The following is a 13,967-nucleotide window of genomic DNA, read 5'->3' on the forward strand; positions in this document are numbered from 1 at the left end:
ATTTTTTTTGATTTAGCTATTAGATTTCACCGTTTCAAATAATAAATATGAATTAAAAAATTAAAACTACTGAGTTAATTTATAAGTTTAATCCAAATCCTTATTAAGAATTAAATTGTAATATAGTTTAAAACTAAATAAGATATCAAAATAAAAAAAATTAAGTATTTCTTTAATTTGATTTTTTAATTTTGAAGTTAATAAATAATTTAAAATATAGATAATATTTTTTTTCTTATAAATAAAAATAAAATATATTGATTATAAAGACTTAAAAAAAGGATAAAATTATATTTAAAATAAAGAAATTAAAATTTTATTACAAAGGAAAAGTATGAAGAAACTAAGTAAATTCTTAGTTCTAAGTACACCTCTAGCATTTAGTGCATTAATATCAATTTCAGCAATAAGTTGTTGAATGCAAACACCAATCCCGATGCCCAAACCTAAACCTGATAGCAATGATCCAAATTATAGAGATCCATTTCCTAATAATAGCAATGACAATAATAATGGTGATAATAATAAACAACCTAATCAACAAAAAGATGATATTCAACCAACTAAATTTGAATATGACAATATAGTTTATAAGATTGATAAAGAAGATAATATTGATTATAAAAAGGTATATTATGCTGATTTGGTATTAAAAAATAATGCCGAAGGATTTAAAAAACTTTTACCAAATGTTGAAACTTATCAAAATTTTAAGGAATTAAATGGTGAAAAAGATATTCCTACATTTGCAGCAGCATCATACTATATTAGAAATCTAGAGCATTATCTAAATAATAGTTTTATTAAAGACAATGCAACTAATAAAAAAGAAATAAATCCACTTGAATATAATACTTTGGTTAGAAAAATCTTACAAATTCTAAAAGACACTAAATTTAGTGAAGAATTTAATGTTACTAAAACTATTCCTGAACAAGCGAAAACAACAAAAGATAAAATATTTCGATTTTTAATGCCTCATATTAATATTTGAGATTCTAAAACAGACAATTCAAATCCAAAGGATGCTTGAGGATATAAAAAATGAAATAATTGAAGTTCAACTTGAGAATATACTGAATTAGATGTTTTTAATAGTGAAAGAGAAGAGCATTATTTTGATAAAGTTTATAAATTACCATCATTATTATGAAAATATAATCGAATATTTAGTTTTTCAGGGTCTTTTGAAAATGAATTGTTTTTAAGTACTCAATTTTATGAAAAAAACCCTAAATTTGATCAAAATACAATGGCAATTGATTATGAAATATTTGATTACTTTTGAAGAAATCGGGTTAAAGTTTATTCGATGCAAATTGATTTATGAGAAATGCTAGTTGCTTACTTAGAACTTCAGGTTGCAATGACAGATCCAATTAATGGCGGAAATTTTGAGTGAGATGAAGAAAAAACTTTAAAGAAAAATTTGAGAGAGAAAAAAATTGATGATGTATTTAAAAACTTTAAAGAAAAAACTTTAAATTATATGAAATTATCACAATTATTTGGTTATACTCTACAAGAAAGAAATAATCCAATTACGCTACAGTTGTTTCCTGGTGGTACTAATTACCAATATGAAACTGATTTTCGTCATGCCTATAAATGGGCATGAAATGAATATCATAAATTCATTCAACCATTGCAACATGTTTTTTATGATAGAGGTGATATAGAGTCCGATTTAAGAAGAAATTTTGACTCAAAATATGCTAAATATTATGATTTTATTTGAAAAAATATTGAATTAGTCGACAAAATAAATAAACCTCATTTAATACCTGAATCAGAAGCTAATGCAAGATTGAATATTATAACTTCACATTATAAGAATAAATTTAATTGAAAATTTAAGATTGAATAAAATTAATAATATCCAATAATATACTTATTAAATTTTATGTATGATTGGAAGAAAAACTCCTTGCTAGTCATCTCTTGTTTATTTTTATGATATTTCTTGATGAAATACAAGAAAAAAAGGTATACAAACCTACTAATGAGTTTGTTATAAAAAAAGCAAATGCAACATTGTTGCATTTGAATTTTTTATTTAGAACTACCAAATTATATTGGTAATATATTGTATCTTGATTTGTTTTAATTCCTCGCATATCAAAAATATGCTCCAAAAGATATCAAAACACAACACTGCAAACACATAGTTTAGGAATTGTTTAATCTCCAATTATTTTCTTGGTTGTAAGAATTAAATAAATTCTAGCATATTTTAACCTAAAACAAAAAAGAATTACCTTATTTTTTAAGATGAAGAAAAAATTAGAAGTATCATAAAATACTAAGAAATTTTTAAGCATTCTAAAGCTAACCACATTGCCAATAATTTGCTTTTTTTTATTGTATTATCAACAAAGATTAAAAAAAATTAGAAAATTTTTGTGATTTTTTATTTTTGGGAAAAATATTTTTTTGTTTTAAATCATCAAATATTATTAATCTTAAAACTGAGAATCATCAATCTCCAAATATTTAATTTTATCCCCGTTTTTATGTATTGTTTTCATCACCTTATCATACACATATGGAGATATTTGAAAAATATCTTCTTCATCTTCAATATATAAATTTTCAAATAATTTTTGATTCATTATATAAACAGTTGAACAATTAATAGCTATTTCTTTTTGCCCATCATATAAATCAGTTTCAAATATTAAATTATCTTCATTATTTTTAATTTGGTCTTTATTATTATTTATTAATATGCAAAGATTAAGGCAGTATACTTGTTCATTTGAAAAAAAGAAAACAAAAGAATAATTTGTTTCATTTTCATCAATTAGTGATTTTAATTTATCCTTTCATATTGCTAACTTAGTTTCATTATTTGTTAACCTATATACTCCCCCAATTAATAATTTATTTTCCATTTTTTTGCTCCTTGTATTATTAAAATGATATGTAAAAGTAAGTTTATTTCTAAATTTAGCTCCAGTCCTATTTCCTTATTTTGTCATTTCAATATGGTAGACATTAGTAAGCAAGAACCAGAATTGCCAATCCTATGTAATACATATTACACTTGCATTTTAAATTTTATTACATTATTAATAAATTTTATAAAAATTTATTCATAAAATTCTTCAAATGTATCTAAAATTTATATAGAATTCACCTTATTTTTTTAATTCAAAACAATCTGAAATAAAAAGAAAAAGTTAATTATTTAAAATCTAAAAAAGGATAAAATTATATTTAAAATAAAGAAATTAAAATTTTATTACAAAGGAAAAGTATGAAGAAACTAAGTAAATTCTTAGTTCTAAGTACACCTCTAGCATTTAGTGCATTAATATCAATTTCGGCAATAAGTTGTTGAATGCAAACACCAGTCCCGATGCCCAAACCTAAACCTGATAGCAATGATCCAAATTATAGAGATCCATTTCCTAATAATAGCAATGACAATAATAATGGTGATAATAATAAACAACCTAATCAACAAAAAGATGATATTCAACCAACTAAATTTGAATATGACAATATAGTTTATAAGATTGATAAAGAAGATAATATTGATTATAAAAAGGTATATTATGCTGATTTGGTATTAAAAAATAATGCCGAAGGATTTAAAAAACTTTTGCCAAATGTAGAAACTTATCATCTTTTTTCAAACTTAATTGGTGAAAAAGATATTCCTACATTTGCCAATGCATCATACTATATTCGAAATCTTAAGCATTATCTAAATAATAGTCTTATTAAAGATAATGCAGTCAACAAAAAAGAAATAAGTCCACTTGAATATAATATTTTGGTTAAAAAAATTTTAGAAATTCTAGAAGATACTAAATATGATAGGGAATTTAATTTTTATCAAAGTATCCCTAATAAAGCCCGTCCAGCAATAGATAAAATGTTTGAAGTCCTAATGCCGCATATTAGACTTTGAGATTCTGAAATTGATAATTCAAATCCAAAAGATGCTTGGGGATACAAAAAATGAGATAATTGGAGGTCAACTTGAATATATAGAGAATTAGATGTTTTTAATAGTGAAAGAAAAGATAATTATAAGGATAAAGTTTATAAATTACCATCATTATTATGAAAATATAATCGGATATTTAGTTTTTCAGGTAACTTTAAAAATGAATTATTTTTAAGTACTCAATTTTATGAAAAAAATCCCAAATTTGATCATAACACAATGGCAATTGATTATCAAGAAGAAGATTATTATTGAAGAAATCGGGTTAAAGTTTATTCAATGCAAGTTGACTTATGAGAAATGCTAGTTGCTTACTTAGAACTTCAGGTTGCAATGACAAATTCAATTAATGGAGGAAATTTTGAGTGAGATGAATCAAAAACTCTTGAACAAAATTTAAGATTTAAAAAAATTAGTTTATCATTTAGAAAGTTTAAAGAAAAAACTTTAAATTATATGAAATTATCACAGTTATTAGGTTATGCCTCACAAGAGAAAAATAATTTAAATACATTGCAATTATTTCCTGGTGGTCCTAACTATCAATATGAAACTGATTTTCGTCATGCTTATAAATGAGCATGAAATGAATATCATAAATTCATTCAACCAATGCAACATATTTTAGATAAAAGAGCTAATATAAAACATGAAGTAAGAACGAATTTTGAACCAGAATTATTGAAATATTATGATTTTATTTGAAAAAATATTCAATTAGTTGACAAAATTGATAAGCCACATTTGATATATGAATCAGAAGTTAAGGAAAGATTAAACATGATAATTTCACATTATAAAAATAAATTTAATTGAAAATTTAAAATTTAAGAAAATTAATAATATTAAATTATTTTTTGTTAAAATTATTGTGTACGATTGGCAGAAAAACTCTTTGCTGGCCATGTCTCGCGTATTTTTATAATACTCCTTGACGGAATCAAGAAAGAAAGAGTATACAAACCTGAATAAAAGGGTTTGTATTTTTTATATAATTTTATTTATGAATGAAATTTCGATTGGAAAAATTTCTAAATTAGAAATAATAATAATTTATTATTGCTAAGAAAAATATTTTGAAATTATAAAAAACACAAGCATAATGCTTGCATTAGTTTTTTTATTTTAAAAGCTAACATTAAGTATTTTTAAGTTAATAAAGAGTTATCTCCTAGCAATTTATTTTAATATTGCATTATATTGATTAATAAATTTTAGAAAAAGGGGGTTAAAAATATTTATGAAATTTTATTTTTAAATTTTCTTATATATATTAATCAAATGACTAATCCAATGATTACTAGTCCTAAAATTGTGATTGGGATAAATATTAATAAGAATTTTTTTCTTCTTGCAGCTTGTTCTTGCGGAGAAAGGGAATTATTTGGATTATCAATATCATCAATTGGTTCAAATAATTTATTATGATTAGTTATTTTTATTGATGCAGTATTTTTTGAAACTTTTTCAATTGGTTGAAGTATTAGTATTTTTGAAATAGGTTTTTCTGATTTTTTGCCAATTTCTCTAACTAAAATATTAAGATTGTTATCATCAATTTTATAGTGTTTATTATGTTCAATAAAATACTTTGATTGAATTTGCTTAATGATTTCATTAATGATTTTTGTTTTTAATTCTGAAAAAATATGTTGCATAAAGCTTAATTCATCTAATTTTAAGACTCCTAGGTTATATAAAATTGCTTTTTCAGGGTTATTTTCATCACCCGGTTCATAACTTGGGTCTTCATCGTCAACAACAAATTTGGCAGTATTCTTAACATTAATTGTTGTTTGATTTTTAATTTTAGCATTTAATCCTTTGATAATAAATTGAAATGAATGATTTTTCCCTTGCGCTAGAAATTCAATACCCGCATTAAAATTAATAATTTCAATATCCTTATTAACTTCAAATTCTTCAGTTAAAAATTGGCGATTAATTTCATCAATAATTTTTTTTCTTAATAAAGAAAGTCTATTTTCATTTAGTTCAAAATCAATTAATTTTTTTGTTGCTAAATCAAAATCATTTTCAAGGATTTTGTTAACTGTATTAATAACAGGAATTCTTTTATACCCAATTTTTGGTGATTTTGCTTCTAAAATTAATAAGGATGAAAGTGGTGGATTAAGAGGTGAAATATTTGCTTGTGGATAAATTCTTTCTGTCACAACAGTATCTAAATTCTTAATTGCATAATCCTTATTTATTTCTAAATTTGGTAAATGTTTTTTTAATTCATTAAGAATAAAAATTTCTGCTTCTTTTTTATCTGTAATACCACGTAAATTAATTTCTTTTAATTCTAAATTAGAAAAAATATCATCATCCAATTCATCTTCCTCTTTGGTTTTAAAACTATTTATTATCATTCTAAAACTATGGGACGGTTCTAATTTATATTCATTTTTATATTTTTCTGCCAAATCAACATTAATTACTAATTCATTTATATCTAAATTAAATACATATGAAATATTAATTTTTTGAAATTCATCTTCAGAGATTTTAAAAATTTCTTTCTTATTTAATTTCTCTAAAAAGTTTGATTTTAAAGAATTTTTTGCTGTATGAATAATATATTCTTGATTTAATTTCAGGTTAATGATTTTTTTATTTATCTCAATATCTCTAAACTTAATTGGAATAAAAACTTGGCGATTTAAATAATAAATTAATTCATTTGTTAATAATGAAAATGAAGCAATGACTCCAGTTTTATCTTGATTAAATTCAAGCTTATCAAGTTTTACTAATTCTTTAAAATCAAAATCATCTAAATATAAATTTGCAAAAGCATTCACATCGCCAAAATATTTTGCTTTAAATTCAGTAGTTGAATAATGGTCTTGAGGAATTGGTTTGAACTTTGGAATTATTTCAATTTCATTTGTTAACTTTTGATTTTCATATAAAGCATTAATATATGTTTTGTAATGTTCCATTGCATCTTCATAAGTTAATTTTTCAATTTGCTTCAAACTCAATTCTTTTTTTAATAAATAATTATAAAAATTTAGACCTTGTTTAGTTTTAAATAATGGTGTTACATTGCTTATTTTTGGTAAATTATCTGTAAAAAGTGATTGCGGATTACTATTTTCTTTTATTAAAATTAGTTTGAAATTAGAAATAGCTTTCTCAGTATTTGAAGCAAATAATCAAATTCCTGATGATGAAAAATAAGAATTATCTGATGTTTCATTTGTTAGATTTAAATAATAATTATCACTATATAATGGTTTTTCAAAATAACCTTCTTCATTTAATTTGAATAAAGTAAAATTTTTATTTTTTCCAATTAAAGTTTTTAAAGCACCCTTACCCAACACTGAAGCTTCCATAATAACCCCATTATCTAAATCCTTAATGCCTTTATGAGGAGCAAATAAAGTTTTTGAATTATAAGGTAATTTTGTTATTGAGTAGTAATTTTTTTGTTGCTCATCATCTTGATAATAAATTGAAAAATCTTTTTCTTTTAAAAATTGTTTATTTGCATCAATGAACATTCTATTTTCTTTTGTATATTTTGAAAAATCAAATCAAACTAATTGCTTTTTAGTTCCTGTTTCTTTATCAATCGCGGGGTCATATTTTGGATTTAAAATCGGATTGTTATTTTTATCTCTTAAAACTTCACCTTTTTCATTTTTTAAATATTCTTCAATTAATTCTTTTTGTTTGGGATTTTTTTGGGGATCTCAAGCAAATCATTTGAAATTCATTTGTGATGAACGACTATCAATTTTAATAACTTTTGTATAAGTATATTCTAAGTCCTTATCCAAATTTCCTTTTTTTGCATATTTTAATATTTCAATTTTATATTCATTTTTGGCATGTGAGTTATCTTCTGTTTTTTCATCATCTTTCTTTGGTTCAAATAAGTCGGCATCAAAAACTCTTTCACTATCATTTGAATTTTTTCGATCATCTAATAATTCCATTTCAAAATGACGGTCTAAAACATCAATTTTTTTACCATTTATTTTAATAATTTCAGTTTCATCTAAATCTGCATCAAAAAGGATTTTTGTTGGACTATGGGCAATTCATTTTCCTCCTCATCTTTTTTTACCCTTCAAATCAATTTCTTTATTGTCTTCAGGATCCCTAACTAATTCATCTGGAACTAATTGAGTAGTATTTTTTTCAAAATCTACCCAATTTCCTAATTTAATTTTTAATCTATCAACTAATTCCCTTGTTGTATATGCATTGGTTGGAATTAAGTTAATTTTTATATTTTCAGCCAAAATAGATCTAACGTTATCCTTTTGTAAAAATAAGTCAATATGTTCATTACTATCTTTTATTAAATAACCTAATTTTAAGTCATTTTCATTATTAAATTTATCATTAAGATTGGAAATAAATTGGTCTAAATAATATTTATTTGATTTGTTACCTTGGGCAAATCTTGGATCTTTTTCTTCATAATCTAATTTTCCACCTGTATCAGTATGGATATTAAAACTTGTTTGATTGTTTAATATTTGATTTTTTCATTTATACCAAGAATTTTTAAATTTTTTTCTATCATCAATTGTTGTTTTTTTGTAAAAAAATTTTATATGCAAATCAGTTAAATTTTTTTCTTCAATTCCTCTTCATCTTTCAGTAGAAAAACCAGCTTTTTTTGCTTCTAATTTTCACTCAATTTCATAAACACTATTTAAATCTATATTTCATTTTTTTAGATCTTCTTTGATTTGATTTTCTAATCTTTCTTTTTCATTATTTACAAAATTTATTTTTTCACTAAGTGAATCAACTAATTTATCATAATTATCTACTTTGACAATATCTGTATAAGCATGAGAGCAATCTTCTCAGTGATCTCACTCATGTCCATGCGAACCAGGAATTTCTGTAGAATATTCATATTTATATTCTCATTTATATTTATCTATAGAATCAAAAATTCACAAATGAGAATAAGAAATTCCAGGTGAAAATGTTAAATTTTCAATAGTTTCTTTATTTCAATCATCAGGAAATTCATAATACTTTGTTTCAATGATGTATGAACTTGCTGAAATTGAAAAAAGAGGGGCGAAACTAATTGGGGATAAAAAAAGTAACCATAATTTTTTATTTTTTATTTTTTTCATTATTTATTCCTATCTTTGCTGCCAATAGAATTAATATCTAAAATACTTAATTGATAATTGGTATATTTGGCAAATTATTTTATTATCTAAATTTGATGAATCAACCTCATAATTACTGAAATTTTTTTGTTTATTTTTTAAGTAAAAACTTTTTTGGTGATTTTTTGAAGTTTATTTTTTGTTTGATTTTTTTGCAAATAAGAAAATATTTTTGCTTTACTAAAAATAATTCTAAAGTTAAGTTATAAAGATTTTATTTTTAAATTTTAGGTTTAGTAAATATTGAATTTATTTTTAAATCAGTTTTTTAATTAAAGTATTTTTTATTTTGTTTGTTAAATTCATTATATTTATTCAATGAGTTAGGTTATGAAAATTATTCAAATTAATTTTTATCACCAATATAGCCCTTTTCAAAAAATAGCTCTTTTTCAAAATCATTATAATAAATTGATGATTTGATTTTAGAATACATATGCAATGAAAAAATCAAATTTCCAATTTCAGAATCTGCTAAAAATCTTTGGTGCGAACCATTTAGTCCACCTGAAGATTTAAACATATCCATAACTGCTTCCAAGTCTTTTTGTTTTAGTCCAAAAAATTTTGCATATTGGCAATTTTGTAAGATTGCTTCTGCCTTTTTTGTGATTAATGCACTTCCTAAAAAATCAGATGGATTTTGCGTGCAAAGAATCATTCCAGCATTGAATTTCCGAACTGTTTTTGTCATTGTATAAACAAAATCAAGTGTAGCGCTATTGTTTGGATCAATATACATATGCAACTCATCAATAACTAAGACTGTATTAATATTGGGATTTTCAATTACATTATTAAAGATTTGATTTTGAATAAAACTTAGTAACACAAATAAACCAACTTTTCCACTTGATGCTGAAGTATCAAATAATTTTTGGGTATTAAAAATAATAAAATCATTACTTAAATCAATATTAGTTTTACCATTGTAAACATATTCATATTTACCATTATATTCAAAATCAAAACTTAAACGATCAATGATATTTGCTAAAAGATTTTGTTTACGGATTTTTTCAAATTCATCTTTAAATTGATATTTTCTCAATTCCGCAATCAAATCTGACATAATTGGATAATCAAATTCAGCTAATTCCTGGTAACTTGTAAGATTATAAATTCCAAGTTTTTCATATAGATTTCTTACAAATGACATTAAAAAGACAAAATTATCTTGCACTCAATCAGGATTAATTAATTTAAAAAATGTTTCTAATCATTCAAGGTGCTTATTAATAATTAATTTAATACTTTGGTCATCTTGATCATCAAATAATTGAATTTGCACTTGAAGCGGATTTATGATCGTTTTATATCCCAAACCCAAATCAATTAATGTTCCACCAAATTTTTTTCCTAATTTTGCATACTCATTTTGGGGATCAATTATATAAACTTTATTATTTGTTGCCAAATGACCTAGAATTGCTTTTTTTACATCAGTACTTTTTCCCTTGCCACTTGAACCAACTGTAAACATATTATAATTAACCCGTCTTGATGAATTTTTATAAAATTGGTTAAAAATAATTGGTTCACCTGTTGCAGTTGTTTCTCCTAAAATAAAACTGTTACCATCATTATTAGTTTCATTTTCAAAAGGTCATCCATAAGCAACATTGTATGAGGACATCGGAATTGCTTCATTTAAATTATTTGTAGTTATTAAACAACTTTGTGCCATTCCTTCAAATTGTTTGAAAGGAATTGGATTAATATTTAATTTTGCTCTTTTGACATTTAAGAAATTTTTTTGTTCAATTTTTCTTAATTCCTTTAAACTATCAGCACAATTAATTATCATTAGCGAACTATTTGTTAGCGCATTTTTATTAACTTGTAATTGATTTTCTAGATATTCTAAGGCCTCTAATTGTAATCCACCTGCTTTTTGATAGTATCTTGATTTAATGATTGAAGAATTATCACTAATTTTTTTTCCAGTTTTATCCAATAATGTCGCTTGTGTTGCTTCATTAAAGATTCCTAAATTTCAAACAATTGTTGAGTTATTTGCAAAAATATCAATTGCTCAACCTTCTTGTAAATCTAGTGGTAATTCACTTATTGTATGAATTGAACAATACTTGCTATCCTGAATGAAATAATTATGTTTAAAAATAACATGATCATTTGCTAAGATGTCATCTAAAGCAAGAAGTTTATTTTCTTTTTTTTCAACTTTAACTTGATTATTTTTATTTGCTATTTGTTTGTTTTTCTTTTTTGAAAAAAGTTTTTTAAATTCTTCTTTTAAAAATTTAAAAAATTCTTTAACTTTTGTTTTGAAAGTTTGTTTCTCAATAAAATCTACTTCTTTGTTTTTTATTAAAGCCTGACGCTGCGAATTAATTTGTTGCTCAAGATATTGATTTGCTTTTTCTTCATCAATTTCTTTGTTATTTAATTTTGCCAAAAATTTTATTAAATGTAGTCCTTCAACCAACGTTGTATCAATATCCATTGAATTAAAAATTGCAGTGATGTTGTTTAAATTCTTTTTTAATTCGGAAATTGATTTATCATATAAAACCACATAGTAGGTATCTACTAATAGTCTTGTATCTAAAATATCAAAATCATTATATAAATTTTCATAATAACTTAAATAGTTATCTTTTATTTCTTTTGAAACATTCTTTTTGTTTAAGTTTTTTAACTTTGCATCAAAATTTTGCTTTAAATTATAAAAATTATTAGTGTAATCAATTAATTCTTTAGTTCGAATGAAAGTTATATGTTTGTCAGTTGTATCAATTATTTGCACAAATTTATTTAAAAATGCGTCTTTATCTTCATTGTCTTCATTTCAAGGACTTTTGCCTTGAAACTTTAATATTGCTAAATATTTTGTTCCAGTTTTTAATGGTTTTGTTTTAACAAATTTATTTTCAAAAATGCTTGAATAAGGAATTAATAATTTTGGATTAGCATGTTTTTTATCAAATTTTTTAACTGAAAATAAATACTTGATTGCACGAAATAATAAAACATAAACCCGACAATTATACTTATTTGATTTAATCAAAAAAGGACTAAAAGCAATTGCAACAAATATACTTAAAACTAAACTTCAAGTTCGGGGAATATGCGGAGGTAAAACTGTATATCCAATTAATACTGATACAATAATAATTAATGAACCAACAAAAAAATCCATTCACGTAAATGAGCGTCAAAAATGCCCTTGTGTTTTTTTAAGATTTTTAGGTTGTAACATTATTTTTTACTGTTTTTTAGTGTTTTTTGATATTTGAAATTATCATCTATTTCTTTTTTAAATTCGGATTTTTTGTATTTATTTTTTGATTCATTATATACTCCCATATTAGGTGCCTTTTTATTTAAATGACGTTCTAGATTTTTAATCCGCAATACACTATTATCCATTTTTGCTCGTTCAAGATTTGTTATTTTTTCTGGACTTTTTTGTGCTTTTTTTGCAAGTTTTTCATAATTTTTTACTTCTTTGTTACTTCTTTTTAATAATTGGTCATATGACATTTTCATCTCTTTTTTATCTAACCCTTGAAATTTAAGTGATCTTTGATTTTCTGGTAATTTTTCTTGTTCCTGATATTCTTTAAGATTTTGTTTTTCAAATTTTTTCATCTCTTTTTCCTTGATTTTTTGCGCAGTCGCAACATCTTTTCATTCTTGTAATTTTGATTGGTATTGCTGCAACCCAATTTTTCCAGATTTTAAATCACTTTTTAATTTCTTCTTTAATGCTGCGCCTTGAGCAAACCTTGCTCATGCTTGTGACTTACCTAAAATTTTATTTCCAGTCCCCATGAAAGCTTTTTTTCCAAGTCTGCCAACTGCCCCAACTCCACCTGCCATTGCCATTGAAGAACCAATTAAATTTTTTGTTTCACCCATTGTTTCTCTAATGCTTGCACTTTCACCAATAAAGGCACTAACTTCAGATGTTATTCCTTTTGCAGCAATTGCTCCACCGGCTGTAATTGCTAGAATTAAAATTAGTTTGCCAAAAAAATCAATATTATTAAGACCCCGAATTCAATTCATTGCTCTTCCAATAAATACTGAATATAGTTGTACTCCTACTACTAATCCTAAAATTGCAAATGATTTGGATGCATACATTTCTTGAAATTGTTTCATTCTTTTGCCATCATCAGCAACTGATGCGGCTGCAATAAATGGGGAAATAACAAATAAGAAAAATTGTTGAAATATTTTTGCACTAAAACTAACATTCCGAAGATAAAAGGAATTAATGTAGGAAAACAAATTATTCCCCCTGTTAATCAAAGCATAATTCCTTCACCTCAATCGAATTTGCTATAAACTCCCATTGGGATTTTAAATCCACTATTAGAAATATCTATTCAAGTTTGAAATGATATTTTATTACTTCAAGAATCATTGTATAAGGCAAGAAATAATGTTTTATCAATACTATCATTATTACTTCCCAATACTAGTGATAAAATAATTCCAAAAATAGTATTAAACAAAAATAATGCAATCGGAATTCCTAATAATCAAAGTGTTCCAAAAATAGAATTTTTCATTGCGATTCGAATTGGATTTGGTTGATCATTTTTTTGAAAGTGAACCTTAATTGCACTTAACACAAACAAAACAGCAAAAATCAAAATTGAAATGATTGCTAACCTTGCAAATAAATAAGGTAATTTAATGTTATTAATCGATCCACCAAATGGAACACCAAATAATAAATATTGTGGCAATCCAAAACTAATAAGTTGATATGCTTTTACAACTCATCCAATGATTAATAGAGGCAATAGCACTAATGGTGCATATCCAATCATAAAAAAACCATATGCTATTGAATTAATTCAACCCATTTG

At 23.9% G+C, this 13,967-nt stretch carries 5 protein-coding genes and 1 pseudogene; 2 read left to right on the forward strand and 4 right to left on the reverse strand.

Going from position 1 to position 13,967, the window contains the following annotated elements; translation table 4 throughout:
- The first annotated feature begins 334 nt into the window (after positions 1-334).
- Positions 335-1,867 (forward strand): MAG3960 family lipoprotein, encoded by a 1,533-nt coding sequence (locus D2845_RS06115; protein ID WP_117275962.1) that lies wholly within the window; start codon positions 335-337, stop codon positions 1,865-1,867.
- Between the two features lie 595 nt (positions 1,868-2,462).
- On the opposite strand, the gene D2845_RS06120 is transcribed toward D2845_RS06115, so the two are convergent.
- Entirely contained in the window at positions 2,463-2,894 is a 432-nt protein-coding gene (locus D2845_RS06120) for an Mbov_0400 family ICE element protein (protein ID WP_110858500.1), read from the reverse strand.
- Between the two features lie 365 nt (positions 2,895-3,259).
- On the opposite strand from D2845_RS06120, the gene D2845_RS06125 reads away from it, so the two are divergent.
- Positions 3,260-4,789 carry an MAG3960 family lipoprotein gene (locus tag D2845_RS06125; RefSeq protein ID WP_117275963.1) on the forward strand — a complete coding sequence of 510 codons (1,530 nt, stop codon included), beginning with the start codon at positions 3,260-3,262 and terminating at the stop codon, positions 4,787-4,789.
- Between the two features lie 407 nt (positions 4,790-5,196).
- Here the strand turns inward: D2845_RS06125 and D2845_RS06130 are convergent, their stop codons facing one another.
- From D2845_RS06130 to D2845_RS06985, 3 genes and pseudogenes are all read right to left on the reverse strand, one after another.
- Positions 5,197-9,081 carry an Mbov_0399 family ICE element protein gene (locus D2845_RS06130; protein ID WP_110858216.1) on the reverse strand — a complete coding sequence of 1,295 codons (3,885 nt, stop codon included), beginning with the start codon at positions 9,079-9,081 and terminating at the stop codon, positions 5,197-5,199.
- 385 nt (positions 9,082-9,466) lie between these two features.
- On the reverse strand, positions 9,467-12,343 hold the full coding sequence (locus D2845_RS01185) for an Mbov_0397 family ICE element conjugal transfer ATPase (protein ID WP_110858217.1): 2,877 nt from the start codon (positions 12,341-12,343) through the stop codon (positions 9,467-9,469).
- A pseudogene (locus D2845_RS06985) lies at positions 12,343-13,964 on the reverse strand (Mbov_0396 family ICE element transmembrane protein). The gene D2845_RS01185 and the pseudogene D2845_RS06985 overlap by 1 nt, the downstream one beginning before the upstream one ends.
- Between the last annotated feature and the right edge of the window lie 3 nt (positions 13,965-13,967).

This window comes from Metamycoplasma alkalescens, from assembly GCF_900476125.1.
In the GTDB taxonomy this organism is placed as follows: Bacteria; Bacillota_I; Bacilli_A; order Mycoplasmatales; family Metamycoplasmataceae; genus Metamycoplasma; species Metamycoplasma alkalescens.